Consider the following 25,197-nt stretch of genomic DNA (forward strand, 5'->3'; position numbering starts at 1 on the left):
CGGCCGCAGGGGGAGCCCAGCACTCCCCCCCCGATGGATCACGAGCGGAACAGGATCAGTTGTTGGACTGCAGTGCGGCGTCAATCAACTCAGCACCGATTTCATCCTCAAACCGTTTCCAGACCGGTCGCATCGCATCCACCCACTGTTGACGTTCATCTGCCGTGATGGCAATCACTTCGGAACGACCGGAGTCGATAATCGCCTGTCGATCCCGGGCAGCCTGCTGATCGGAAATCGCATTACCGTAGGCAATGGATTCATCCAGCGCCTTCTGCAGTTCGGCACGCACCTCATCATCCAGCCCGTTCCAGAACTCGGCCGATGTCACCACCAGATAGTCCAGAACACCGTGATTGGTTTCAGTGATATACGGCTGGACCTCGTGAAACTTCTTCGAATAGATGTTGGACCAGGGGTTTTCGGCACCGTCAATTGCCTTGGTCTGCAACAGGGTAAAAACTTCGGAGAACGGTTTTTTGAGCGGCACCGCATCCAGCTCTTCAAACTGCGCCTGCAATACATCGGAGGTCATGATGCGAAATTTCTTGCCCGCTGCATCCGCCGGTACCCGCAGTGGATCGTTGGCCGACAGCTGCTTCATGCCGTTATGCAAATAGCCCAGCCCGACCAGGCCGCGCTTGCGCAAAGAATTCAGCAGTTCCTGCCCCTGAGCGCTCTGCTGGAAACGGTCAACTGCCGCCATATCCTCGAACAGGAAAGGCAAGTCAAAGATCTGCAGCGACGTAGTGTACTTCTGGAATTTGGACAGGGACGGCGCAGCCATCTGCACGTCACCCAGCAGCATCGCCTCCAGCACCTTGTTGTCACCGAACAGCTGGGAGTTCGGGAATACCTTCACTTCCACCTTGTCTCCCAGACGCTCGGCCACCAGGTCCCGGAATTTCAGCGCCATCTGTCCCTTGGGAGTATTCTCGGCCACGACATGGGAAAACTTCAGTTCGATCGGGGCTGCCATGGCAAATTGAGCCCCGAATGTCAGCGCCATGGAGGTAATAGCGGCAGTCAGTAAACGCATAGGAATTTCTCCAAGTGTTGATAATGTTGTTTGCATCTCGGGTCTGCTACCCCTCTGATATTGGGGATGGGGGTAGTCAGCCCGGCACATGGCGATATAAGCAAAGCCGGTGCCAGACTGTGGACCGAATAATCAACAATTGAAATATCTTTTAAATATCAGTGTGTTATGAACTAAAAATCATGTTCTTATCCGCCTGATGACCTCTTTCGATTGGCGGATGACGACCCAATTGCCCGTTCGGAATGGGTGGACACCCACCCATTCCGAACGGACTGTCCACTTGTGGCAAATCAGCGTTTTTTAACTTAGGCTCTGTATACTGTTGTTATCGATTCGCGTCATTCCACAGATCCCGTCAAAACAGGGTGAACTAAGGTGCAAAACGGACTTTCCATACAACACAAGGTCAACCTGTCACTGGTTGCTGTATTTGTGGTTATCCTGTTCAGCTCTCTGACTACCATTTATCGCAGTGAGACCTCACTGGTAGACGAGGTCGTGACGCAAAGCACGCTGAACACCGCCGACTCCTATTTCGACAGCATCAACATGCTGATGCTGAGCGGCGCCATGGCCAATCGCGGCACTCTGCAGCAAAAAATCCTCTCGAACGACGCCATCACCGAAGCCCGCATCATTCGGGGTCAGCAGATTACGGATGTTTATGGTCCCGGCACCGAGGATTCGCACATTGTGGACGACCTGGACCGTCGCGCCATGCAAGGCGAGCATGTCGTCGTCGAGCTGGATGACGACCAGGGGCACCGACTGACGGTCGTCACGCCCATGCAAGCGCTGGCCGATTACAAGGGCACCAACTGCCTGCTCTGCCACCAGGTGCCGGAAGGCGACGTGGTCGGAGCGGTGCGCGTGACCTATTCATTTGCCGCCCTGGATCAGCAGGTCAACCACAACCTGATCAACGTGGCGCTGATCGAACTGGGTCTGTTTATAGCCGGCATTATCCTGATCAGCCTGTTGCTGCGCCGTATCGTGGTCACCCCGGTCAACCGCCTCGCCGACACCATTCACGCGATTGAACGCGACAGTGACCTGCAACTGCGTACCAACGTGTCCTCACACGACGAAATCGGCCGCATGTCCACAGCCTTCAATGCCATGCTGGACAACATCCATGACGGCATGAAACAGGTCAATCAAACCGTTTCCCGCCTGGCCGACTCGGGCAGCCGTATCAGCCAGGTCGCCACGGGCTCCACCCAGGCCGTTCACCACCAGCAGCTGCAAACCAGTTCTGTTGCCTCCGCCATGGAGCAAATGGAAGTGGCCACGCGCAGCGTTGCCGCCAGCGCCGAGAACACCGTATCGGCTTCCGATATGGCCTTACAGGAAAGCACCGATGGGGCCGCCATTGCACAGCAGGCCATTGCCGCCATCGAGCAGCTGCAACAACACATCGACCAGGCAACCGGCGTGATCGAGAAACTGGACAGCCAGAGCCAGAACGTGGGTACGGTGCTGGAAGTTATCCAGAAGATTGCCGAGCAGACCAACCTGCTGGCACTGAATGCAGCCATCGAGGCGGCCCGTGCCGGCGAGCAGGGACGCGGCTTTGCCGTGGTAGCTGATGAGGTTCGCACCCTGGCCAGCCGAACACACAACTCCACCGAAGAGATCAACGCCATCATCACCACCCTGCAAAATGATGCCAAGGATGCGGTCAACGTGATGACTCAGGCCTTGTCAGCGGCGGGAGCGGGCGTCGAGCAGGTACAACGCTGTAATACGGCACTGACCAATATCAATGAGGAAGTGCGTGTCATCAACGACCTGAACCATCAGGTGGCCAGCGCCGTGCGCGAGCAAAGCGAGATGGCCGGCAGTGTCGAGCACAGCATCACCGAAATCAGCCGCAGCGCCGACGATACCGCCGAGCGCTCCGAGCACCTGAACCGCGTGTCGGATGAGCTGGCGCAGCTGGCTCAGCAGCTGGAGGAGATGGTAAACCGCTTCCGTATCTGACCTCGGTCATGCCGCGTTCATCCGCCCGAGACGGGGATGACCGCGGCAGCGACGACTACGGCTTGTAGTCGTTCTTGTCCAGATCGTGTTTCTTCATTTTGTCGTACAGCGTCTTGCGCGGCAGCCCCAGACTGTGCAACGTATCCTTGATCGAACCACCATGACGCTCGAGTTCGATCTGAATCAGCATTTTTTCGAACTGCTCCACCTGTTCCGGCAACGTCAGACTCCCTTCCAGCGCCGTGATCGGCCGGTTCTCGAAGTCGAAGGTGCAGTTTTCACCCAGCAGCACATAGCGCTCGGCCAGATTGCGCAGTTCACGCACGTTGCCGGGCCAGTCGTGCACCATCAGGCTGTGCATGCGGGCCGCAGACAACTGCGGGATTTCACGGCCGTAACGGGACGACGCGATCAGGGCAAAGTGCTGAAACAGCAGAGAAATATCCTCACGCCGTTCCCGCAGCGGCGGAATATCCATCCGCACCACATTTAACCGGTAGTACAGGTCCTCGCGAAAGCGACCTTCCGCTGCCGCCTGCTTCAGATCGATTTTGGTCGCGGCCACGATACGCAGATCCAGCGGAATAACGTTATTGGAGCCCAGGCGCTCTATCGAGCGTTCTTCCAGAACTCGCAGCAATTGCACCTGCAGCGGCAAAGGCATGCTTTCAATTTCGTCCAGAAACAGGGTACCGCCGTTGGCATGCTCGAATTTGCCGATACGCCGGGTTTTGGCATCGGTAAATGCGCCTGCCTCATGACCGAACAGCTCGCTCTCGATCAGGTTTTCCGGCACTGCACCGCAATTTATCGCGACAAAGTTGTGTTCACGACGCTTGCCCTGTTCGTGCAGAAAGCGCGCCAGCAGATCCTTGCCGCATCCGGTTTCCGCCTGGATCAGGACATCCGCCGGCATATCGGCCACAGTCCGCCCCAACTGACGCAGAGCCAGCATGGACGGGGTATTCCCGATAATACGCGGCCCCGGCGCATTCTGGACTTCCAGCGCCTCGCGCAGGTGGCGGTTTTCCAGCGTCAGCGTGCGCTTGTCCAGCGCCCGCCGTACCACATCCAGCAGCAGCTCGGACGCGAAGGGTTTTTCAATAAAGTCGTATGCCCCATCCCGAATGGCACTGACCGCCATGGAGATGTCACCATGCCCGGTAATCAGAATCACCGGCAGATCGGCGTCAATGGCACGCACACGCCGCATCAACTCAAGGCCATCCAGACCGGGCAGGTTGATATCGGTCACCAACACTCCCGGCCAATCGGCATCAATCAGTTCCAATGCGGGTTCGGCACGCTCCAGCGTTGTCACTTCATGACCCGCCAGTTCCAGCGTTTGCCCCGCCGCCATCCGGATATGGTGTTCATCATCGACCAGGATCACGGGGGAAGGAATCGGTTCAGACATCGTGGGCTCCTGATTGGCAAACACGCTGTTCCGGCGGTCCCTGCACGGACCGGGGCACCGGCAGTGACAGGGTAAACACCGCCCCGCCCTCGGAATGGTTGGCAGCCGTCAGACGGCCGCCCAGATTGTCCATGATCCGGTGCGAAATCGATAGCCCCAACCCCAGTCCGTGCCCCTGTTCCTTGGTGGTATAAAAGGGTTCGAACACGCGCTGCAAATCGTCCGTTGCAATACCGGGTCCCGTATCATGCAGTGACAGCTGCACCCAGCCATCCGACTGCGTCAGGCTGACCTCGATGCACTTCCGGGGACTGTTCTCCATGGCCTGCAGCGCATTGGACAGCAGATTGACCAGTACCTGCTCCAGGCGCAGGGTATCACCCAGCACGAAGACCTGTTCCAGCTGCTCCGGCCACTCCAGTTGCACACCCTGCTGATCCAAACGGCCATACATAATCGACATCGCCCCGTCACACACCTCCTTAAGCGAGGTCGGGACCGGCTGGCCACTGCTCTGCCGCGAGAACTCCTTGAGCGGATGAATAATCTTGGCCATCCGCTCCGTCAGCCCGGCGATTTCCTGCAGATTGACCTCAGCCCTGGGCGCTTTGCCCAGACGCAGAAAGGCCGCAGCATTGTCGGCATAATTGCGAATGGCGGTCAGGGGCTGGTTAAGTTCATGGTTGATCCCCGCTGCCAGCTGCCCCAGCACGGCCAATTTGGCGGTTTGAATCAGCTCGTTCTGCGTGCTGCGGTGCTGTGCCATTTCGTCCAGCAGTCGGGCGTTGGTACGGCTGAGATCTGCAGTACGCTCCGCCACCCGGGTTTCCAGTGCATCACGGGCCCCCTGCAATTGCTGCACATATTCACGCCGCTCGCGGACAATGCGCCAGCGAGCCTGAATGAATAGTACCAGCAGCAAGGCCGCCAGACAGGCACATCCGGCCAGTATCGATGCCTGCAATACGGCGTCACTCACCGGCTGCAGACGCGCCATGACCAACACCCTCAGGCCGGTTTCCGGCACCGGGCGCTGCAGCTGAAGATACTGCTGCCGCACCGATCGTTCGGACACCCCGCCCTCCTGCAGCGTTATCAAGCGAGCCTGCTCATTGAGTATTTCACTGCGCATCAGCTGCAATGACGACAGTGGGCGATCCAGATAGCGCATACTGTCCACCACCCGTTTCAAATCGGCCGGAGCCAGGGCTTCCAACGCGTGAAACTTCCACTCGGGACGTGTTGAAATCACGATGATGCCATCCTCGTCGGTGACGGCGAGATCCTGCAGTGGGTCGTTCCAGTCCTGCTCAATGTCATGTAGGTCAATCTTGACGACGACCACTCCGATTACCTGTGCTTCATCCATAACCGGCCAGGAAAAATAGTAGCCCCGCTGGCGTGAGGTGGTTCCCAGAGCGAAGTAGCGCCCGGCGCGCCCAGCACGTGCCTGTTGGAAATAGGGACGGAAGCTGAAGTTGAGACCGACAAAACTGCTGGATTTGTACCAGTTGCTGGCAGCCCGGGTCGTACCGGACGCATTCATCAGATAAATATCCGCCGCCCCGATGGTTTCATTCACCTGTTGCAGGTATTCATTGGTACGTTGAATCCGGTCAGGGTCCCTGGTCGTCAGCGCTTCATGCAGACTCGAATGCGTCGCCAGCAGACGCGGCAGATCCTTATAACGGTCAAGTTTCTGTTGTACGCTCAAGGCATAGCGAGCCAGATCCGCTTCTGCCCGTTGTTGCAGTTCCGCCAGCGCCTGCTGACGACTGAAATAGCTCGTCTGTATCAGCACCAGCAGGAACATCACACCGGCCAGCAGCAAGGTCAAGGGACGATAACGACGCCCGCGGTCAGCCTGCATGCTGGACCCGGTCGGCATCGGCCCTGAAGCAATTCAAACAGCTCGAAGCTTGAAAAAAAGCGTGTGCAGCCATACTTTAGTCGTAACCACGACCCTCCACCGACATGAGATCCGAATCGATGCTTAAGCGTACCAAAATTGTAGCCACCCTGGGTCCCTCCACTGATGCCCCCGGCACTCTGGACGCGCTCATCCGTGCCGGCGTCAACACCGTGCGGCTCAATTTCTCCCATGGCAGCTCTGCCGACCACCGCCGCCGCGTCGAAGCCGTACGCGAAGCCTGCCGTCGTACCGGCGAATCCGTTGCCCTGCTGGGAGACCTGCAAGGCCCGAAAATTCGTATCTCCCGTTTCAAGGACGGCCCGATCACACTGAAAGTCGGTGACCACTTCACCCTGGACGCTGCCATGGATGAAACAGCCGGCAACCAGCAGGCCGTCAGTGTCGATTACAAGGCGCTGCCCCAGGACTGCGAACCGGGCGATATTCTGTTGCTGGATGACGGCCGTGTACAAATGAAGGTACTGGAAATCAACGGCAGCCGCATTGAAACCGAAGTCACTGTCGGCGGTCCGCTGTCCAACAACAAGGGCATCAATCGCCAGGGCGGCGGCCTGAGTGCGGCTGCCCTGACCGACAAGGACAAACACGATATCAAGGTGGCAGCAGACCTGGAGATGGATTACGTCGCGGTCTCCTTCCCACGCACCGCCGAGGATCTGGAAACCGCCCGCGCGTTGCTGGAAGCCGCCGGCAGCCGAGCCGAAATCATCGCCAAGGTCGAACGTGCCGAAACCGTAGCGACTCCGGAGGCGCTGGATGCCATCATCAACGCCTGTGACGGCGTGATGGTCGCCCGTGGCGACCTGGGCGTGGAGATTGGCGACGCCGAGCTGATCGGCGTGCAGAAGCACATTATCCGTCGGGCTCGCCAGCTCAACCGCGTGGTCATCACCGCGACCCAGATGATGGAAACCATGATTCAAAACCCGATGCCGACCCGTGCCGAGGTGTTCGATGTGGCCAACGCCATTCTGGACGGCACCGACGCAGTCATGCTGTCGGCCGAAACCGCTGCCGGCGCGTACCCGGTGGAAGTGGTGGAAGCGATGACCCGCATCTGTCAGGGGGCCGAGAAACATCAGTTGTCACGCCCGGCCCCGGTCGCACCGGACCATCTGTGTACTCGCACCGATGAGGCCATTGCCAGAGCCGCCATGTACACCGCCAACGGAGTGGAGAACATCAAGGCGATCATCTGCTTGACAGAATCCGGCTCCACTCCGCTGTGGATGTCACGTATTCGCTCCGGCATTCCGATCTTCGCCATGACCCGCAATCACCGCACCATGCGTCGCATGGCGCTGTACCGTGGCGTCATGCCGATGTTCTTTGATGCCACGGCTGTACCGGAAAACCGCCTCAATGACGAGATTATCGCCGGCCTACAAGCACTGGACCTGCTGACCAGCGGCGACCGCGTCATCTTGACCCGCGGTGCCTGTATCGGCGAGCATGGCGGCACCAATTCCCTGCAGATTCTGCAGGTGCCCTGAACCTGAACAGAGCCGCCATGTCGATTGAACAGCAACTGGCGACCGAGCTGAGCATCAAGCCGGCTCAGGTCGCCGCCACTCTTACCCTGCTGGATCAGGGTGCCACCCTTCCTTTCATTGCTCGCTATCGCAAGGAGCAGACCGGCGCGCTGGACGACACTCAGCTGCGCCAGTTGCATGAGCGACTGGGCCAGTTGCGGGAATTGGCAAGCCGCCGCGAATCGATTCTCGGGCGCCTGCGCGAACAGAATCAGCTGACACCGGAACTGGAGCAGGCCCTGCAGGCCGCCGACAGTCGGGCCCGACTGGAAGACCTCTACCTGCCCTACCGTCCCAAGCGGCGCAACAAGGCGCAGGAAGCCCGCGAAGCAGGGCTGGAGCCTCTGGCGCAGCAAACCCTGCAAAGCGGTGCCCTGCCACTATCTGAACTGGATCGCTTTCTGAACCCCGCAGCCGGTTTTGCCGACGGGGATGCGGTGGCCGAGGGCGTCCGCCAGATTCTGCTGGAAGTGCTGAGCGAAGACGCCGATCTGACCGGCAGCCTGCGTCAGCGGCTGTGGCAGCAGGGTGACTTCCGGGTCCGTGCCGCACGCGGCAAAGCCGATCCGGACAGCAAATTCCGCGACTATTTCGATTACGCCGAACCCGTCGCCCGCGTACCCTCCCACCGGGCGCTGGCGGTGCTGCGCGGCGTCAGTGAGGGCGTACTCAAGGCCGGCCTGCAACTGCCGGACAGTCTGGACGGCTGGCCCGAGGAGCAGATGGCCCGACGTCATCACCTGCGCAGCGCTCAGCTGGACAGCTGGATGCAACAGACACTGCAGCAGGCCTGGCAGAAAAAGCTGCGTCCATCGCTGGAAACCGAGCTGATCAAGCGGCTGCGCGAACAGGCTGACCAGTCTGCCATTGATGTGTTCGCTCGCAACCTGAACGACCTGCTGCTGGCCGCACCGGCCGGTGCCAAAACCACCATCGGCCTTGATCCGGGCCTGCGCACCGGCGTCAAGGTAGCGGTGATCGACGCCACCGGCAAGCTGGTTGATTACACCACCATTTACCCGCATGCGCCGCAGAAGCAGTGGGACAAATCGCTGCATACGCTGACGGTGCTGGCAAGCAAGCATGGTGCCGAACTGATCGCTGTCGGCAACGGTACCGCCTCACGCGAAACCGAACAGCTGGCTCAGGCCGTGTGCAAGGCCGTGCCACAGAATATTCAGGCTGTGCTGGTCAACGAGGCAGGGGCATCTGTCTACTCCGCCTCCGAACTGGCCGCCACCGAATTTCCGAATATCGATGTCACCATCCGTGGCGCCGTTTCCATCGCCCGTCGCCTGCAAGACCCGCTGGCAGAGCTGGTCAAGATCGACCCCAAATCGATCGGTGTCGGCCAGTACCAGCATGATGTGGACCAGAATCGCCTCGGCGAATCCCTCGACGGCGTCATTGAGCAATGCGTCAACCACGTGGGCGTGGACGTGAACACCGCCTCGGCGGCCCTGCTCAGCCATGTCGCCGGCCTCAACCGCACCACGGCCGAGAACATCGTCGCCTGGCGTGACGAGCACGGTGCACTGCGCAACCGCCGTCAACTGCTCAAGGTCCCGCGTTTGGGCCCCAAGGCATTCGAGCAGTGTGCCGGATTCCTGCGCATTCGTAACGGCGAAGAACCGCTGGATAACTCCGCCGTGCATCCGGAAAGCTATCCTCTGGCCCAAGCGATCGCCGCCAGCTGCGGGCTGCAGCTGCAGGCCCTGCTGCAGCAGACCGACAAACTGAAACAGGTCGATCCAGGCCAGCTGGAAGCTCAGGGCTACGGCCGCTATACCGTACGCGACGTCCTCGGCGAACTGGAAAAACCAGGCCGTGACCCGCGCCCGGAGTTCCGCTCCGTACAGTACGCAGAAGGCGTGGAAAAACTTCAGGACCTGCAGCCCGGCATGACGCTGGAAGGGGTCGTGACGAATGTCACCCACTTCGGCGCTTTCGTCGACATCGGCGTGCACCAGGATGGTCTGGTCCACATCTCCCAGCTGGCCGACCGTTTCGTCAGTGACCCTCACTCCATAGTCAGCAGCGGCCAGATCGTGCGTGTCCGTGTTCTGGAAGTGGACGAGTCGCGCAAGCGCATTGCCCTGACGATGAAAACAGCAACAGAAGCGGCACCGCCCCGTACGGCCCCGGCAGACAGACCCACGCCTTCACGGCCGCCCCAGGCTCCGATCAAGGGATCGCTGGCCGACAAACTGCAGGCCGCCGGTCTGGGCAGAAAAAAACACTGATTCGACCCGGCATGACACCGGGCCGGCAAAGCGCTGTATAATGCGCCCCCTATTGGCTTAACCACAGGAATGACATGGTGCTGGCAACTCTCGAACACCAACTCGAACGTCTGGCCCACGCGGGCCATGCCGCTCTGCTCACACAGACTCGCCAGGGGATCGAGAAGGAAGGCCTGCGTGTCACCCCCGACGCCCAAATCGCACAAAGCCCCCACCCCCGTGCTTTGGGTTCGGCCCTGACCCACGATTTCATCACCACCGACTACTCGGAAGCGCTGCTGGAGTTCATTACACCGGTTCACGACACCCCGACCGCGGCACTCGATTTTCTGACACAGCTGCACGCCTTCACCTACAGTCGGCTTGGCGATGAGCAACTGTGGTGCGCCAGCATGCCCTGCGAAATTCCGTCTGAAGACAGCATTCCGATTGCCGAATATGGCAGCTCCAATGTGGGTCGCCTGAAACACATCTATCGCCAAGGGTTGAAGTACCGTTACGGCAAGATGATGCAGACCATCGCCGGCATCCATTACAACTTCTCGCTGCCGGATGCCTTTTGGCCCGTCTGGCAGCAGCTGGAAGGCGACACGGGCAGCCTGCAGGCCTTCCGCTCCGCCGGTTACTTTCGCCTGATTCGCAATTTCCGCCGTTATGGCTGGCTGCTGCTCTACCTGTTCGGTGCCTCACCGGCCCTGTCGGCTTCATTTATGGCCGGCCGCAACCACGACCTGCAACAGCTGAATGCCGACACCCTGTTCCTGCCCCATGCCACTTCACTGCGCATGAGTGATCTGGGTTACTCCAACAAGGCTCAGTCAGCGTTGCAGATCTGTTTCAACCACCTGGACAGCTACGCCAACTCCCTGCACCATGCCATCCACACCTCTCACCCTGACTACGAAAAAATCGGCGTTCTGGTGGATGGGCACTACCGCCAGCTCAACAGCAACGTGCTGCAGATCGAGAACGAGTATTACAGTGATGTCCGCCCCAAGCGCGTCACCGAGTCCGGCGAGAAACCGGTACATGCCCTGATGCATCGCGGTGTCGAGTATGTCGAGGTACGCAACACCGACATCAACCCCCTGCTGCCACTGGGTATCGATACCTCTCAGGCGCTGTTCCTCAACGCCTTTCTGGTTACCTGCCTGTTGGGACAGGCCGATGACCTGGATAAACGCGAGTGCCGTCTGGTAGCGGAAAACCAGCAACGCATCGTCAACCGGGGACGGGAACCCGGCCTGTTGCTGCATGGCCGCAACGGTGAACAGCCGCGTGAGCTGCTGGCCGAACAGATTCTGGACAAGGTGGCACGTACCGCCGAGCTGCTGGATGACATCGAGGGCACACATCGGTATCGCCAGGCGATCGACAGTCAGCGTACCAAGGTGGCCGACCCCTCCCTGACACCTTCGGCACAGGTACTTGCCGCCCTCCGTGACAGCGGCCTTAGCCACAGCGAATGGGTTCTGACCATGAGTCGCAAGCATCGCCTGAATACTCTGGCAGAACTGACCTCCGCCACGGATACACAGCTGCAGCAGGCCGCCCTGGAATCACTGGCCCAGCAGGCCGAGCTGGAAACGACACCGGCCCCCGCCTTTGCCGACTTCCTGGCCGATTACATTGCCAGCTGAAACGGCCCTTACTGTGTCACAAAGCTGGTAAACAGCAGGCCGGACACCTGTGGCTGTCCGGTCTCTTCCTGCAGCAGCTGCTGTACGGCATGCAAGGCCTGCTCGGCCAACACCTTCTGCGCCGCGACCGTATCGACCTGATTCTCTTCCACCGCCGAAAACAGGAACACCAGATCATTGCGGATATGCGCCAGATGCGCATTGACGGCATGGTGTGCAGCAGGAGTTTCCACTTGCATTGTCACCTCGGCCTTCAGAAAACGGACCTTGCCCGGCCCCCCGTAATTGGTCACAAACGGCTTAAGCGCAATATAGTCAGTGTAGTTTTCCGCCGTTTCTTCCGCCTGCGCGGATGTCCCCGTCAAGGCTGCCAACAGTGCCAGACACGACCCGATTTTTCGCCACATGAAGTGATCTCCATTTGTCCTTGAGCAACTAGTATACCCCCGCATCCGGACGGATCTCCACGTATCGGACAGGTGTATTGCACCCTCTCGGAGGTGGCAGTAGTATGGAATCAACAATAGTGGAGGGACAGGTCATGCTTGAGAAATGTCGCAACGCCAAAGAACGCTGGGGCGGAGTCAGCACGATCATTGATCATTGGCTGGAAGAGCGACAGAAGCTCATCTCCCTCTTCGTTGCCATTCCGACTCGAAAGGCCGGTACGGTTCTGAACGGCTCGGTACATAGCTTCTGCGAGCTGCTGATGGACTATCTGTCATCAGGCCACTTCGAGGTATACGAGCAACTCCTGCGCGAAGGCAGCGAATTTAACGACGGCAGTCTGGAACAGGCCCAGCGATTGCTGCCGCAGATCCAGCCGTCCACGGATCAGGCATTGGATTTCAACGATACCTACGGCACCTTTGAAGCCCCCACGCTGCAGCAGCTGTGCCAGCTGTCACGCGACCTGTCGGAGCTGGGAGAACGACTGGAAGAACGCTTTGCCCTTGAAGACCAGCTGATCGAAATACTGCATACGGCCCACAAGGATCTGGCAGGCACCTCATGAACGCCACCGGGCCGGTAATGCTGCTCTCGGCACTGCTGCTGGGCGGCTGTGACAGCAGTGCCGACTCGGCGTCCGACGCCCTCGCCCTCACCACCCAAAGCGGGGTATACAGCGCCGACCTGTCTGCCGACGGTCGACTGGCCCTGATCGGAGCCATCACTCACGGCGGCAGCCTGTGGGACCTGCAGCAACGCACCCGTCTGTTCGACTGGAACCATAAGCCCGGCACCTTCACCGCGCTGGCTGCTGTCGACTTTTCCCCCGAAGGCCGCTATGCCCTGACGGCCAGCCCGCAGGATCTGGTGCTCTGGAATGTGGAGCGCGGCACGGCAGAAGGTTACTGGAACACACCGGCGGAAATACTGGATGCCGAGCTATCGACAGAGGGGCGTTACGCTCTGCTCGGGCTGGCCAACTTTGAAGCCGTGTACTTCGATACGCGCCAGGGAGGCATACATACCCGCCTGCGGCATCCGGCTCGAGTACGCAGCGTTGCCCTCAGTCCTGATGAACGCCTGGCACTGACCGGTGCCGATGACCACATTGCCCGCATCTGGGATCTGGAAAACGGCACCGAACTGCAACAGGTCAGGCTTGGCAACACTGTCGATACCGTTGCCCTCTCCGCCAACGGCCGCCTGGCCTTCAGCTCGGGCAGCCTGGATCAGGCAATCGTGTGGCACACCCGCACGGGTGAAGTGCTGTTCCACCTCAGCGGTGACGAACAACTGTTCCCACGCCGCCTGAGCTACCTGAGTGCACGCTTTTCCGCCAACAACGATCAACTGCTGACCGGGCGCGCCGACGGGACGGTCGAACTCTGGGATCTGAACCGGCAACAGGTAATACGGCGCTGGAAACTGGACAAAAGGGCCAGTTACGGCCCTACCAGTACCGCTGTTGTGGCTCTGGCATTTGGGCAGGATGGCACCAGCTGGCATGCCATTGGCTCCAACGGCATGGTCAACTGGTTGCACTAGAGATACCTGCCGCCCATGACGACAGGCACCGACGACTTTATTCCTTGTCGTCGGACGGATTGACTTCCAGCAGCTCAACCTCGAATACCAGTGTTTCATTCGGGCCGATCGCGTTACCCATGCCACCCGGACCATATGCCAGTTCGGCAGGGATCACCAGACGGCTCTTGCCGCCCTCTTTCATCAACTGCAACCCTTCGGTCCAGCCCGAGATCACCCCGTTCAGCGGGAAGGAGACCGGCTCGTTGCGGGCATAGGAACTGTCAAACTCGGTACCATCAATCAGGGTGCCACGGTAATGTACCTTGACGGTATCTTCGACACTCGGGCTCTTGCCCTTGCCTGCGGTCAGCTGTTCATACTGCAGTCCGGATTCGGTGGTTTTAACCCCGTCCTTTTTACCGTTCTCAGCCATATAGGCCTGACCCTTATCCAGGTTATCCTGCGCCAGCTTGGCAACCGCCTGGCGCTGCTCTTCCAGCTTGCGAGTCTGGAACGCCTGCATGACTTCCGCTACCTGCTGCTGGTCCAGCAGCGGCGTTTCATCCTTGTAGATCGCCTCAACACCGCGAGAGAAGGCCTCGATGTCCAGCTCATCCATATCCGCCTGAAGACGTTCGCCCAGAATCAATCCCAGGCTGTAGCTCAGTTTCTGCTGTTCCGTTTCCAGTGCTTCCGCCTGAGCACCCGCACTCACTACCAGAGCACCGCTCAAGGCGATGGCAAGCATGCTTTTTTTCATATCTGTTCTGTCCTTCGTTCGCGTTATTCAGCGTACAGTGTGTGTGGTTAGTACTTCCGACCGGGGGAAAGTTCACTCTCCCCGCCAGACAATTCAGCCGCTGCATCCGCCAGTTGCGTCAACTCGTCCCAGTCCGATGCCTGACTCAACATCCGACAATAGCTGATCAGGTTGCCTCGTATCAATGCCCGCCCTGCCCGAGCCGGATCCACTGGCCAGGCAATGGCGGTGTGATACAACTGCATCAGCTCCACCTGCTCAGCAGCCAGCTCAGCCTGCCGCAGGGCCTGATAGCAGGCACCGGTCTCGGGCTGCTGTTCTCGCAGAGCCCGCACACGATAACGGATGAGACGCAGAGGTTCGGTAATTTCGGTCCGCCACGCGGAGTCCAGCTGTCGCCATCGGGCGGCATCCAGCACCACCCCCCGACCGCCCAGCCAGCAGGCCAGCAACAGCCGGTTGATAGCGGCTCCCTGCCGCTGCAGTTGCAAGCACGTCGATTCGATTCCGGGCTCGGCATAAAGTGCCAGCGCGTAATGCCATAAGGGGTTGTCCAGGGCCATGCTGTGGTAATATCCCCGCCATGATTCAGATACAGAACCTTAGCTTACATCGCGGCCCGCAGCAGTTGCTAGCAGAGGCCAATCTGACCCTCCACAGCGGCTGGAAAGTGGGTATTGTCGGTGCCAACGGCGTTGGCAAGTCCTCGCTGTTCAAACTGCTGCTGGGCGAACTCCATCCCGATGCCGGAGAACTGCAGCTGCCCGGTCAGTTGCGTGTTGCCCATATGGCACAGGAAGTTCAGGCCAGCGAACGCAGTGCCGTCGACTATGTTATCGATGGCGATCATCGTCTGCGCGCCGTACAGACCGAGCTGGCCACTGCCGAAGCCGAGCATCAGGACGGCCGCATCGGCGAACTGCATGCCGCGCTGGAAGCAATGGATGGCTACCGGGCCGAGTCTCGTGCCCACCAGTTGCTGGCCGGTCTGGGCTTTGCCCCTGATGATGCCCAGCGCCCGGTAAGCAGCTTTTCCGGTGGCTGGCGCATCCGTCTCAACCTGGCCCAGGCACTGATGTGTCCTTCCGACCTGCTGTTGCTCGATGAGCCCACCAACCACCTGGATCTGGATGCCACCATCTGGCTGGAGCAGTGGCTGCGCCAGTACCCCGGCACCCTGCTGCTGATCTCCCACGACCGCGATTTTCTCGATAACGTGGTCAGTCATATCGTGCACCAGGCGCGGCAAGCGCTGACTCTGTACAAGGGAAACTACACGGCCTTCGAGCGGCTGCGTGCCGAACAGCTGTCCCAACAGCAGGCCGCCTTCGAGAAACAGCAGGCACGCATCGAACAGATCGAACAGTTCGTGCGTCGCTTCAAGGCCAAGGCCAGCAAGGCCAAGCAGGCGCAGAGCCGAGTCAAGGAACTGGAGCGCATGGAGCAGATTGCCCCCGCTCACGTGGATTCGCCCTTCACCTTCCGCTTCGACGCCAGCGACAAGTTGTCTTCGCCACTGCTGACACTGGGCGATGCCGACCTCGGTTATCCCGAACGACGCATCCTGCACAACCAGTCACTGACGCTGATTCCCGGCGCGCGCATCGGCCTGCTCGGTGCCAACGGCGCCGGCAAGTCGACCCTGATCAAGACCCTGGTAGGCGATCTCTCCCTGCTGGCGGGCGAGCGCCATGAAGGCGAGCACCTGCGCATCGGCTACTTCGCCCAGCACCAACTGGAGGCGCTGGACATGCAGGCATCCCCCCTGCTGCATCTGCAGCGCATCAGCCCCGATGCCTCCGATCAAGAACTGCGTAACTTCCTCGGCAGCTTCGGTTTCATCGGTGATGATGCCCTGGACCCGGTCGGCCGCTTTTCCGGCGGTGAAAAGGCACGCGTGGCACTGGCCCTGATCGCCTGGCAACAGCCCAATCTGCTACTGCTGGACGAACCGACCAACCACCTGGATCTGGAAGTACGCCACGCTCTGACGCTGGCCCTGCAAGGATTTGAAGGCGCCCTGATTCTGGTCTCCCATGACCGCCACCTGCTGCGTAATACGGTTGATCAGTTCCTGCTGGTTCACGACGGCGGGATTAACGAATTCAATGGCGACCTGGAGGATTACCACCTCTGGCTGGCCCAACAGCGCAAGGATGCACAAAAGCGTGACGCAACAGCTGATGACCTGCCACCCGATGCACCCCGCTCACTCAGCGCAGCAGAACGCAAGGAGCAGAAACGTCTGCAGGCGGAACAGCGCGCCAAGCTGCGACCGCTGAAACAGGCCATCGGCACACTGGAACAACAGATGGAGACGCTGACGGCCGGGCTGGCCAGCGTCGAAACCGCGCTGGCCGATACCGACCTCTACTCGGATACCCGCAAGGCCGAACTGAAGCAGCTGCTACAGAAGCAGGCCGACACCAAGCGCCAATTGGACGATACCGAAGCCGAATGGCTGACGCGGCAGGAAGCGCTTGAAACGCTGGAGCAGCAGCTAGCGGATATTGACTGAGCGGGTACCCGCGTCGAAGAATCTGGACAGCTGTACCAGATTCTCGGCCTGGCCCTTCAGCTCCGCTACGGCATGATGCACCTGTTCCGGTGTCAGTGCCAGCTGCTCCAGTAGCCCGGCCGGAATGTCCGTGCGGGGACCGTCACTCAGCCCCTCGGCTCGCAACACACGGCTGGCCAGATACAACAGCCGGGCATAGACCTGGTACTCGCCTGCCTCCTCCGGCACCTGCTGGCAACGCACCGCACTTGAGACTTCGGCGGGGAGTTTCCAGTTTTCCAGCAGCCAGCCTCCGATCTGTTCACGGGTCACATTCAGCACTTCCTGCTCGACCTGCTGCTGCTCCAGATGGGGATTCGCTTCTATATAACGGGACAGGCGCGAAAAATACGGCGGAAACAAATGCCCCAGCACCAGGTAACCAAAGTTGTGCAGCAAGCCCGCCAGGTACGCGAAGCCGGGATGCGGCCGCTCGTCCAGCTGCACTCCCAGCGCAAGCTTTTCACACAATGCTGCGGTAAAAACCGCCTGATCCCAGTGATTGACCGAGCCTCTGGGCACATCCTCCGGCAATCTCAGCACCTTGCCCATGGCAATACCCAGCGCCAGGTTGATCACCAGATCGAATCCCAGCACACGAATCACCGCATCCTCGATGGAGCGCACCTTGCCCGGCGCCGCATAATAGGGCGATGACGCCCATCCCATGACCTGTGCGGACAAACTGGGGTCTCGCCTGACAACCGGCACCAGGTCATCGATATTCGCATCAGGATGCGATCTCAATCGGACGATGTTATGCATGCTTTCCGACAGCCCCGGCAAGCCCAGAAGGTCTTCCAGGCGCTGCTGCACTCTCAGGCCGGTAAAGCGCCCCGCCGCCCGGTTCAACACCAGGTCGTCGCTCAAGCCGATCGACTCTTGGGGGAGCTGTGCCTGCACCGCAAAATGACCCATCCGCACCCGCGCATGCGCGGGGCGATCCGCCAGTGCAAACGACCATCCTGAATACGGCTCCAGACACTGCCAGTCCGTCGCCGGACACTGAGTATCCAGCAATAGCGGCAGGGACAGCAGCTGCGCCAGCCCCGTTTCCGTACGCAGAGCCGATTGCCCGAAAAAGCGCCGGGCATCCTCGGCTTTCACCGGCTGCAACTCGCGTCCGGCCAACTGGCATACACGATTCAGATCCAGCAACGCAGTCGCCGGCAACAACGCCAGCACCTTGCCCTCTCGGTCATGCAGAAGGACCAAACGAATCGATGTGATCTGGCCTTCATTCACATGCGGGGCAGGGACTCCTACAGGCAAGTTTTTTCTCCGTTATCCGATTGGGTTAAGCTGTCGTAACATTTTATTTGTCCTTACTGTATCCAAGCCTATCTTAAACGGGAAGTTCACACAGCTATGCGGATCAAAATTCTCACTGCCGGCGGCACCATCGACAAGATCTATTATGATGCCTTGAGTGAATACAGCATTGGCGACCCTGTGGCCGGTGAAGTGATGGAGGCCGCCGGAGTCAGCTGCGACTACGAGATTTGCAGTATCCTGCGCAAGGACAGCCTGGATATGGATGAGCATGATCGAGCAGCCCTGCATGCGGCCATTGCCAACGATGATTGCCGACACATTGTCATCACGCACGGTACCGATACGCTGGTCCAGACCGCCATGGCACTGCAGGACCTGACCGAACGTACCATCGTGCTCACCGGCGCCATGCAGCCAGCCCGTTTCCGTGACAGCGACGCCGCCTTCAACCTGGGTGGGGCCGTTGCACTATCACAGGCCATGCCGCCGGGGGTCTACATCTACATGAATGGCCGCGTTTTCCACCCGGAACAAACGGTTAAAAACCGAGCGGCCGGCACCTTCGAGGAGCGTTCATGATGTTTCGCTGTCTCCTGCTGACACTGCTGCTCTGGCTGCCGACTGCCTACGCACTCAACGAGTCCCTCGCCCCGGAGCATGCGACCGGCTGGCAGCGTACGGAAAGCGTCACCGCCGACCACGCTCTGGTAGTCAGCGCACACCCGCTGGCAACTCGAGCCGGCATGTACCTGCTGGACAACAACGGCAGTGCCCTGGATGCCGCCATCGCAATCCAGGCCATGCTGACGCTGGTCGAGCCTCAGTCTTCAGGCATTGGCGGCGGCGCTTTTTTGCTCTACTGGGATGCCCAACAGCAGCAGCTGTTTGCCTATGATGGCCGTGAAACCGCCCCCGCTGCAGCAACTCCCGACCTGTTCCTCAATCAGGACGGCAGCCCCATACCCTGGCAACAGGCACTGGTCGGCGGCCGCTCGGTCGGAACGCCAGGCGTGCTGCGCATGCTGGAACTTGCGCATCAACGTCATGGCCGGCAGCCCTGGCGAGAGGCATTTGCTCCCGCCATTCAACAGGCCGATGTCGGATTCGACGTCACGCCCCGTCTGCATCAGCTGATCGCCTCCGACATCAATCCCGGACTGAAACAGACACCGGCAACACGCCAATACTTTTTCACGGAGGATGGTCAGCCCTTGCCCGTCGGCACCCGCCTGCGCAACCCGGCGCTGGCGCACTCGCTGCGCCTGATTGCGCAGCAGGGAGCTGACGCCCTGTACACCGGCCCATTGGCGGACCAGATCATTGCGGCAGTACAAACGGCCGACACGAACCCGGGGCGTCTGCAACATGGTGATCTGGCGGGCTATCAGGCACGAGAGCGCACACCTCTGTGCCGCCCCTATCGGACATACCACGTATGCGGTTTTCCGCCGCCCTCATCCGGCGGCGTTACGCTGCTGCAGATTCTGGGGTTGATGAACACCCAGGCGATCACCCTTGATCAGGTACCGGACGCGGCGTTCAGCCACCTGCTGACGCAGGCCAGTCGGCTGGCCTATGCGGACCGAAACCGCTATGTCGCCGACAGCGATTTTGTCGATGTGCCGGTCAAGCCTCTGTTGGCACCGTCCTACCTGCATCAGCGGGCTCTGCATATCAATCCGGAACGAGATATGGGCCAGGCCAAAGCCGGGCGCCCCGTCCCGCTGATCCGCAGCGACGACCAGGCCCCCGAACGCCCGTCGACCAGCCACTTCGTGATACGTGATGCTCAGGGCAACATGGTTTCGATGACCTCCAGCATCGAAATGGCATTTGGCTCCACCCTGATGGTTGGCGGCTTCCTGCTCAACAACCAGCTGACCGATTTTTCCTTTGTCCCCGAGCAGAACGGTCGCCCGGTCGCCAACCGCATCGCCCCCGGCAAGCGCCCACGCAGCTCCATGGCACCCCTGATCATTCTTGATCAGGACCACACGCCGGTGGCGGCTCTGGGCTCACCGGGTGGCAGCCGTATCATTAACTATGTGGCCCAAAGCCTCCTGCTGATGCTGCACACGGAGCTGTCACTGCAGGAGATTCTGCAGCAGGGGCATGTGAGCAACCGCAATGGCATCACTGAACTGGAAGCCGGTACAACAGCAGAACAGCTGGCACCGACACTACAGGCGCTCGGACACAAGATCGACATACGCGAGCTGAACAGCGGCATTCATGCCCTGCGCTTGCGTCAGGATGGTCGCTGGGAGGCCGGGGTCGACCCACGCAGGGAAGGCGAAGCGCAGGGGCACTGAATGCCCCTGCAGGGATCTTCGGTTACTGGCGGGTAATGTGTGTGACCGAACTCAATCCTCGCAACTTGCGAATCACCCGCGCCAGGTGAACACGATTATAGACGGTCAGTTCCATCTGTACGCTGCAGAGCTGACCGTCACGCTCCCCGCTGTCGATCTTCAGCAGGTTGGCCCCCACATCTGCAGCTGCCGTTGCCAGATTGGCAATGATGCCCCGCTGTGAGCGCACTTCCAGTTGCAGTCCCACTACAAACTCTTCCTCGTTGTTGTGCGGTGCGGACCACTCCAGATAGATGGTCTTTTCAGGGTTGTCGCGCAGGTAGCCTATATTGCGACACTCGGTACGGTGAACCACCAGCCCTCGGCCACTGCTGATATGGCCGATAATCGCATCGCCCGGAATCGGGTGACAACAGCGTGCGTATTGCATCACCATGCCTTCGGCACCACGAATCGCCAACGCCCGTCCCTGCTCGGCAGGCGAGTCGTCTGTTTCGCTATGCGCTTCCGGGCGCAGGCGCCGCGCTACGACATAAGCCATGCGGTTGCCCATGCCGATATCTTCCAGCAGGTCGTCCAGTGTCTTGAAATCGGCATCCTGCAGTAACTGAGCCAGGCGCTCGGAATCAATATCCTCTACCGAGGCGCCATAATTGCCCATGAACTGCCCCAGCAGACGCCGCCCCAGTTCAATGGACTCATTGCGCTGCTGACTTTTCAGAAAGTGACGAATACTGGTACGCGCCTTGCCGGTCACGACAAAATTCAGCCACGCCATGTTGGGCTGCGCACGCGGAGTGGTGATGATTTCGACCGTTTGCCCGCTTTCCAGCGGTTCCGACAGCGGCGCCAGGCGCCGATTGATTCGACAGGAGACACAGGAGTTGCCGATATCGGTGTGAACGGCATATGCGAAATCGACCGGAGTTGCCCCTCTGGGCAGTTCCAGAATTCTCCCCTTGGGGGTAAAGATATACACCTCGTCGGGGAAGAGGTCCTTTTTCACGCTTTCGATGAACTCCATCGAGTCACCGGCGTTCTGCTGCATTTCCAGCAGACCCTGCACCCATTTGCGTGCTCGATTGTAGGACCCCAAGGCCGTCTCGGTGCTGCCGTTAACCTTGTAGTGGCTATGTTCAGCAATGCCCTGACTGGCCACGGCATCCATGTCTCGTGTGCGAATCTGCACTTCGATGGTCATGCCACGCGCGCCGAACAGGACCGTGTGCAATGACTGGTAACCGTTGGCTTTGGGAATAGCGATATAGTCTTTGAAGCAGCCGGGAACCGGCTTGTACAGGTTGTGTACCGCACCAAGAATGCGATAACACTCATCTACGCTGTCGGTCACAACGCGAAACGCGAATACATCCATGATATCGGCAAAGGCCTTGCGCTGGACCTTCATCTTGCGATAAATGCTGTACAGGTGTTTTTCACGACCACTGACCCGGCCATTCAGACCTTCCTGGTCCAACCGGTTCTGTACGCTTTCACGCACCTGCTCAATGATATCCTTGCGTTGGCCTCGTGCGTGCACAACCGCACGACGTATACGCTTGGCTCGCATCGGATAATAGGACTGGAATGCCAGATCCTCCAATTCAACCTGGAGATCGCGCATCCCCAGGCGGGCCGCGATCGGGGCATAGATATCCAGCGTTTCGCGCGCGATGCGGCGCTGTTTGTCGGGGCGCATCGCGCCCAGCGTACGCATATTGTGCAAACGGTCGGCCAGCTTGACCAGAATGACGCGGATATCCTCCGCCATCGCCAACACCATTTTCTGGAAGTTTTCCGCCTGAGCTTCGGCCTTGGTCTCAAACTCCAGATGAGTCAGCTTGGACACACCGTCCACGATATCGGCCACCGACGTACCGAATTGTCCCTCGATACCCGTATAGTCAATTTCGGTGTCTTCAATCACGTCGTGCAACATGGCGGCCATCAGGCTCTGATGGTCCATGTGCATGCCGGCCAGAATATTGGCCACCGCCAGAGGATGCGTGACGTAGGGCTCGCCACTTTTGCGACGCTGGCCATCATGGGCCTGCTCGGCATAGAAATAGGCGCGCCGAACCCGAGCGATCTGCTCCGGGCTCAGATATTCGACAAGGCGATCAGAAAGGGCGTCTATCGTCGGCATCAACATCTCCGCTAAGGGCTAAGGGCTGGCCAGCGCCAGCCACCTGTCCCTCTGATGATGCCGCATTACGGGCGCGGGGAAAAGGTCAGTCCCGTTCCGGTGTATCCATCACTTCGCGATTGATCAGGTTTTCCGCGATCTCACGCAGCGCCACCACTGTGGGCTTGTCGTTTTCCCACTCGACCTTGGGGTCCTTGCCGCCAACAGCAATCTGACGCGCACGCTTGGACGCAACCATCACCAGTTCAAAGCGGTTTTCTACATTTTCCAGACAATCTTCAACGGTTACTCGTGCCATTGCGACCTCGAACAGGGTTGGAAATAACTAAGGGACCGCACAGTTTACGGGGCTTTCAACGCTCAGACAAGAGCTGCGCCAGCAGTGTCTGGTGCCGGGTCTGCTGAGCAGACTGGCGCAGACGGCGCGATCGGAACAGACAGGCCAGCTGATCCAGCGCCGTCGCGAAGTCGTCATTGATCAGCAGATAGTCATATTCGGGATAATGACTCATCTCATTGGTGGCTTCGGCCATGCGCTGGTCAATGATGTCGCCGCTGTCCTGCCCGCGTCCGTCAAGACGCTCTCGCAAGGCTTCCCGGCTGGGCGGCAGGATAAAAACCGTCACGGCCTCAGGCATCAGGCGGCGCACTTGTTCAGCCCCTTGCCAGTCGATCTCCAGAATCACGTCACGCCCCGTTGCCAGCTGCTCCCGGACCCACTGCTGAGACGTGCCGTACTTGTTGCCAAATACCTCGGCAAATTCAAGAAACTGGCCCTGTTCGATCAAGGCGTTGAACTGATCCATCTCGACAAAATTATAGTCGACGCCGTCCACTTCGCCCGGACGCATGGCACGGGTTGTGTGGGACACCGACACGCCGACCTGGTCATCCCGTTGCAGCAACGCCTTGACCAGGCTGGTTTTACCTGCACCCGAAGGGGCCGAAAGAATATATAAAGTGCCGGAGAGCTGTGTCATCGGTGCGTCTCGATCATCTGACTGTCAAAGCGCGCACTATAGCTTGACTGCAGCCGTTCAATCAAACCACCCGCATCAGGCAAATGCCAGATCCCGCAAAAACAGTGCAATCTGCGGAAACATGATCAACAGTACCGCCGCCAGGATCAGCATCAACACAAAGGGAGGCGTACCGCGAATCACTTCCATATAGGGGCGCCTGAATATCGCAATAGCCGTAAAAATGTCACAGCCGAAAGGCGGCGTGGCTGAACCGATGGCAACCTGCAGGGTGATCAAAACCCCAACCAATACCGGATCAAGACCTGCCGATTCCACAACCGGCGCAAAGATCGGCACCAGCACCAGGATCACCACGATCGGGTCGACAAACATGCAACCGATGAAGAAGGCTACGGAGATGGCAATCAGTACACCCGTCGGGCCGGCCTCCGCCAGGCCCAACGAAGCCAGAATCGCCTGTGGAATCTGCGCAAAGGAAATGATCCAGGAAAACGCCGCACCCGCCGCTACCAGAATGAATACCACGGCGGTAATCAGCCCCGTGGATTTGGCAATCGTGTACAGATCGACCGGCTTCAGTGCACGAAAAACAATGAATTCCAGAATCACTGCATAGAGCACACAGACCGCAGCCGCCTCCGTCGGGCTGAACACGCCCCCGTAGATGCCGCCTACGATGATGACCGGAAAGCCCAGCGGCCAGATCGCTCGGCGCACTGCCCGCCAGCGCTCCGGCCAGCTGGCCCTGGCCTCGGTTGGCACCTGGTGAATTCGGGCATAGACATAACTGTATAGCGCAAACATGCCAAGAATCAGAAAACCTGGGCCAACCCCGGCGATAAACAATTCGGAAATCGAGGTATTGGACACTACACCGTAAATGATCATGCCGATGCTCGGCGGAATCAGGAAGGCAATGTCACTGGCATTGATGATCAGGGCCAGTACAAAGCTGTCCTTGTAGCCCGCCTTAAGCATTTTCGGACGCAGAGGCGAGCCAACTGCCACCACGGTAGCCTGTGTCGAGCCCGATACCGCACCAAACAGGGTGCAAGCCGTTGCCGTGCTGATCGCCAATCCGCCACGCACATGGCCAATGAACTTCATCACCATTTCGATCAGACGATCGGCCGAATGGCCACGTGTCATGATATCCGCCGCCAGAATGAACATCGGTACGGCGACCAGGGACGCCGGGCGGATACCGGCCATGAACTGCTGGATCATGAAATCCATCTGATCCACACCGCCAAACATCGCCAGGAAGCCGATGAAGGCCGCAACAATCAGCGTCACCATCATCGGGAAGCCCAGCAGCAAGAGCACGATCATTGTGCCGACCATCAACGCCGTCATCCCTGCTCCTCCGCATGATGTCGATACTGCCTGCACCCTGG

Annotated in this window: 20 protein-coding genes; 9 read left to right on the forward strand and 11 right to left on the reverse strand. The window is 59.5% G+C overall.

Annotated elements, in window-relative coordinates; translation table 11 throughout:
- Positions 1–55 precede the first annotated feature (55 nt).
- Complete coding sequence (locus H1S06_RS04655) at positions 56–1,039, reverse strand: TRAP transporter substrate-binding protein (protein WP_181737715.1); 984 nt, start codon at positions 1,037–1,039, stop codon at positions 56–58.
- A 378-nt stretch (positions 1,040–1,417) separates the two neighbouring features.
- Between H1S06_RS04655 and H1S06_RS04660 the strand changes: the two genes are divergently transcribed.
- Positions 1,418–3,025 carry a methyl-accepting chemotaxis protein gene (locus tag H1S06_RS04660; protein WP_181737717.1) on the forward strand — a complete coding sequence of 536 codons (1,608 nt, stop codon included), beginning with the start codon at positions 1,418–1,420 and terminating at the stop codon, positions 3,023–3,025.
- Between the two features lie 55 nt (positions 3,026–3,080).
- On the opposite strand, the gene H1S06_RS04665 is transcribed toward H1S06_RS04660, so the two are convergent.
- A complete protein-coding gene (locus tag H1S06_RS04665) occupies positions 3,081–4,442 on the reverse strand; it encodes a sigma-54-dependent transcriptional regulator (RefSeq protein WP_181737719.1) in 1,362 nt (453 codons plus the stop codon).
- The gene (locus H1S06_RS04670; protein ID WP_181737722.1) at positions 4,435–6,312 is read right to left on the reverse strand and encodes an ATP-binding protein; all 1,878 of its coding nucleotides are present in this window, start codon (positions 6,310–6,312) and stop codon (positions 4,435–4,437) included. The genes H1S06_RS04665 and H1S06_RS04670 overlap by 8 nt, the downstream gene beginning before the upstream one ends.
- 119 nt (positions 6,313–6,431) lie before the next feature.
- On the opposite strand from H1S06_RS04670, the gene pyk reads away from it, so the two are divergent.
- From pyk to gshA, 3 genes are all read left to right on the forward strand, one after another.
- The gene (gene pyk, locus H1S06_RS04675) at positions 6,432–7,868 is read left to right on the forward strand and encodes a pyruvate kinase (RefSeq protein ID WP_181737724.1); all 1,437 of its coding nucleotides are present in this window, start codon (positions 6,432–6,434) and stop codon (positions 7,866–7,868) included.
- Between the two features lie 17 nt (positions 7,869–7,885).
- A complete protein-coding gene (locus tag H1S06_RS04680) occupies positions 7,886–10,150 on the forward strand; it encodes a Tex family protein (protein ID WP_181737725.1) in 2,265 nt (754 codons plus the stop codon).
- Between the two features lie 74 nt (positions 10,151–10,224).
- Positions 10,225–11,790 carry a glutamate--cysteine ligase gene (gene gshA / locus H1S06_RS04685; protein ID WP_220183761.1) on the forward strand — a complete coding sequence of 522 codons (1,566 nt, stop codon included), beginning with the start codon at positions 10,225–10,227 and terminating at the stop codon, positions 11,788–11,790.
- 8 nt (positions 11,791–11,798) lie between these two features.
- Here the strand turns inward: gshA and H1S06_RS04690 are convergent, their stop codons facing one another.
- The gene (locus H1S06_RS04690; RefSeq protein WP_181737729.1) at positions 11,799–12,197 is read right to left on the reverse strand and encodes a flagellar basal body-associated FliL family protein; all 399 of its coding nucleotides are present in this window, start codon (positions 12,195–12,197) and stop codon (positions 11,799–11,801) included.
- A gap of 134 nt (positions 12,198–12,331) precedes the next feature.
- Here H1S06_RS04690 and rsd point away from each other — a divergent pair, with 134 nt between their 5' ends.
- Both rsd and H1S06_RS04700 read left to right on the forward strand, forming a co-directional pair.
- Entirely contained in the window at positions 12,332–12,805 is a 474-nt protein-coding gene (gene rsd, locus H1S06_RS04695; RefSeq protein WP_181737731.1) for a sigma D regulator, read from the forward strand.
- Complete coding sequence (locus H1S06_RS04700; protein WP_181737733.1) at positions 12,802–13,785, forward strand: WD40 repeat domain-containing protein; 984 nt, start codon at positions 12,802–12,804, stop codon at positions 13,783–13,785. Before rsd ends, H1S06_RS04700 begins: the two co-directional genes overlap by 4 nt.
- A 37-nt stretch (positions 13,786–13,822) precedes the next feature.
- On the opposite strand, the gene H1S06_RS04705 is transcribed toward H1S06_RS04700, so the two are convergent.
- Positions 13,823–14,527 carry an FKBP-type peptidyl-prolyl cis-trans isomerase gene (locus H1S06_RS04705; RefSeq protein ID WP_181737735.1) on the reverse strand — a complete coding sequence of 235 codons (705 nt, stop codon included), beginning with the start codon at positions 14,525–14,527 and terminating at the stop codon, positions 13,823–13,825.
- Between the two features lie 47 nt (positions 14,528–14,574).
- Positions 14,575–15,090: a TIGR02444 family protein gene (locus tag H1S06_RS04710; protein ID WP_181737737.1), complete on the reverse strand. Its 516-nt coding sequence runs from the start codon at positions 15,088–15,090 to the stop codon at positions 14,575–14,577.
- A 20-nt stretch (positions 15,091–15,110) separates the two neighbouring features.
- Here H1S06_RS04710 and H1S06_RS04715 point away from each other — a divergent pair, with 20 nt between their 5' ends.
- Positions 15,111–17,045, forward strand: a complete 1,935-nt coding sequence (locus tag H1S06_RS04715; protein WP_181737739.1) for an ATP-binding cassette domain-containing protein — start codon at positions 15,111–15,113, stop codon at positions 17,043–17,045.
- Here the strand turns inward: H1S06_RS04715 and H1S06_RS04720 are convergent.
- Positions 17,028–18,356 carry an HDOD domain-containing protein gene (locus tag H1S06_RS04720; RefSeq protein WP_181737741.1) on the reverse strand — a complete coding sequence of 443 codons (1,329 nt, stop codon included), beginning with the start codon at positions 18,354–18,356 and terminating at the stop codon, positions 17,028–17,030. The two genes, H1S06_RS04715 and H1S06_RS04720, sit on opposite strands and share 18 nt — an antisense overlap.
- A 96-nt stretch (positions 18,357–18,452) precedes the next feature.
- Here H1S06_RS04720 and H1S06_RS04725 point away from each other — a divergent pair, with 96 nt between their 5' ends.
- Together H1S06_RS04725 and ggt are read left to right on the forward strand one after the other, a co-directional pair.
- Positions 18,453–18,938 carry an asparaginase domain-containing protein gene (locus H1S06_RS04725; RefSeq protein ID WP_181737743.1) on the forward strand — a complete coding sequence of 162 codons (486 nt, stop codon included), beginning with the start codon at positions 18,453–18,455 and terminating at the stop codon, positions 18,936–18,938.
- On the forward strand, positions 18,935–20,671 hold the full coding sequence (gene ggt / locus H1S06_RS04730; protein WP_255482902.1) for a gamma-glutamyltransferase: 1,737 nt from the start codon (positions 18,935–18,937) through the stop codon (positions 20,669–20,671). The genes H1S06_RS04725 and ggt overlap by 4 nt, the downstream gene beginning before the upstream one ends.
- A gap of 22 nt (positions 20,672–20,693) precedes the next feature.
- Here the strand turns inward: ggt and spoT are convergent, their stop codons facing one another.
- The 4 genes from spoT to H1S06_RS04750 all read right to left on the reverse strand — a co-directional run bounded on the left by spoT (position 20,694) and on the right by H1S06_RS04750 (position 25,156).
- Positions 20,694–22,817, reverse strand: coding sequence for a bifunctional GTP diphosphokinase/guanosine-3',5'-bis pyrophosphate 3'-pyrophosphohydrolase (gene spoT / locus H1S06_RS04735; RefSeq protein ID WP_181737745.1), 2,124 nt, complete (start codon positions 22,815–22,817; stop codon positions 20,694–20,696).
- An 85-nt stretch (positions 22,818–22,902) separates the two neighbouring features.
- The gene (gene rpoZ, locus H1S06_RS04740; protein ID WP_181737747.1) at positions 22,903–23,115 is read right to left on the reverse strand and encodes a DNA-directed RNA polymerase subunit omega; all 213 of its coding nucleotides are present in this window, start codon (positions 23,113–23,115) and stop codon (positions 22,903–22,905) included.
- 55 nt (positions 23,116–23,170) lie between these two features.
- Positions 23,171–23,797, reverse strand: a complete 627-nt coding sequence (gmk, locus tag H1S06_RS04745) for a guanylate kinase (protein WP_181737748.1) — start codon at positions 23,795–23,797, stop codon at positions 23,171–23,173.
- 75 nt (positions 23,798–23,872) lie between these two features.
- Entirely contained in the window at positions 23,873–25,156 is a 1,284-nt protein-coding gene (locus H1S06_RS04750; protein ID WP_181737750.1) for a TRAP transporter large permease, read from the reverse strand.
- Positions 25,157–25,197 lie beyond the last annotated feature (41 nt).

Source organism: Marinobacterium marinum (assembly GCF_013868415.1).
Classification (GTDB): domain Bacteria; phylum Pseudomonadota; class Gammaproteobacteria; order Pseudomonadales; family Balneatricaceae; genus Marinobacterium; species Marinobacterium marinum.

Bases quoted from the DNA above. Each gene is read 5' to 3' on its own strand.
- H1S06_RS04655 (WP_181737715.1), bottom strand. From the start codon at position 1,039: ATGCGTTTACTGACTGCCGCTATTACCTCCATGGCGCTGACATTCGGG.
- H1S06_RS04665 (WP_181737719.1), bottom strand. From the start codon at position 4,442: ATGTCTGAACCGATTCCTTCCCCCGTGATCCTGGTCGATGATGAACAC.
- H1S06_RS04670 (WP_181737722.1), bottom strand. From the start codon at position 6,312: ATGCAGGCTGACCGCGGGCGTCGTTATCGTCCCTTGACCTTGCTGCTG.
- pyk (WP_181737724.1), top strand. From the start codon at position 6,432: ATGCTTAAGCGTACCAAAATTGTAGCCACCCTGGGTCCCTCCACTGAT.
- H1S06_RS04680 (WP_181737725.1), top strand. From the start codon at position 7,886: ATGTCGATTGAACAGCAACTGGCGACCGAGCTGAGCATCAAGCCGGCT.
- gshA (WP_220183761.1), top strand. From the start codon at position 10,225: ATGGTGCTGGCAACTCTCGAACACCAACTCGAACGTCTGGCCCACGCG.
- H1S06_RS04690 (WP_181737729.1), bottom strand. From the start codon at position 12,197: ATGTGGCGAAAAATCGGGTCGTGTCTGGCACTGTTGGCAGCCTTGACG.
- rsd (WP_181737731.1), top strand. From the start codon at position 12,332: ATGCTTGAGAAATGTCGCAACGCCAAAGAACGCTGGGGCGGAGTCAGC.
- H1S06_RS04700 (WP_181737733.1), top strand. From the start codon at position 12,802: ATGAACGCCACCGGGCCGGTAATGCTGCTCTCGGCACTGCTGCTGGGC.
- H1S06_RS04705 (WP_181737735.1), bottom strand. From the start codon at position 14,527: ATGAAAAAAAGCATGCTTGCCATCGCCTTGAGCGGTGCTCTGGTAGTG.
- H1S06_RS04710 (WP_181737737.1), bottom strand. From the start codon at position 15,090: ATGGCCCTGGACAACCCCTTATGGCATTACGCGCTGGCACTTTATGCC.
- H1S06_RS04715 (WP_181737739.1), top strand. From the start codon at position 15,111: ATGATTCAGATACAGAACCTTAGCTTACATCGCGGCCCGCAGCAGTTG.
- H1S06_RS04725 (WP_181737743.1), top strand. From the start codon at position 18,453: ATGCGGATCAAAATTCTCACTGCCGGCGGCACCATCGACAAGATCTAT.
- ggt (WP_255482902.1), top strand. From the start codon at position 18,935: ATGATGTTTCGCTGTCTCCTGCTGACACTGCTGCTCTGGCTGCCGACT.
- spoT (WP_181737745.1), bottom strand. From the start codon at position 22,817: ATGCCGACGATAGACGCCCTTTCTGATCGCCTTGTCGAATATCTGAGC.
- rpoZ (WP_181737747.1), bottom strand. From the start codon at position 23,115: ATGGCACGAGTAACCGTTGAAGATTGTCTGGAAAATGTAGAAAACCGC.
- gmk (WP_181737748.1), bottom strand. From the start codon at position 23,797: ATGACACAGCTCTCCGGCACTTTATATATTCTTTCGGCCCCTTCGGGT.
- H1S06_RS04750 (WP_181737750.1), bottom strand. From the start codon at position 25,156: ATGACGGCGTTGATGGTCGGCACAATGATCGTGCTCTTGCTGCTGGGC.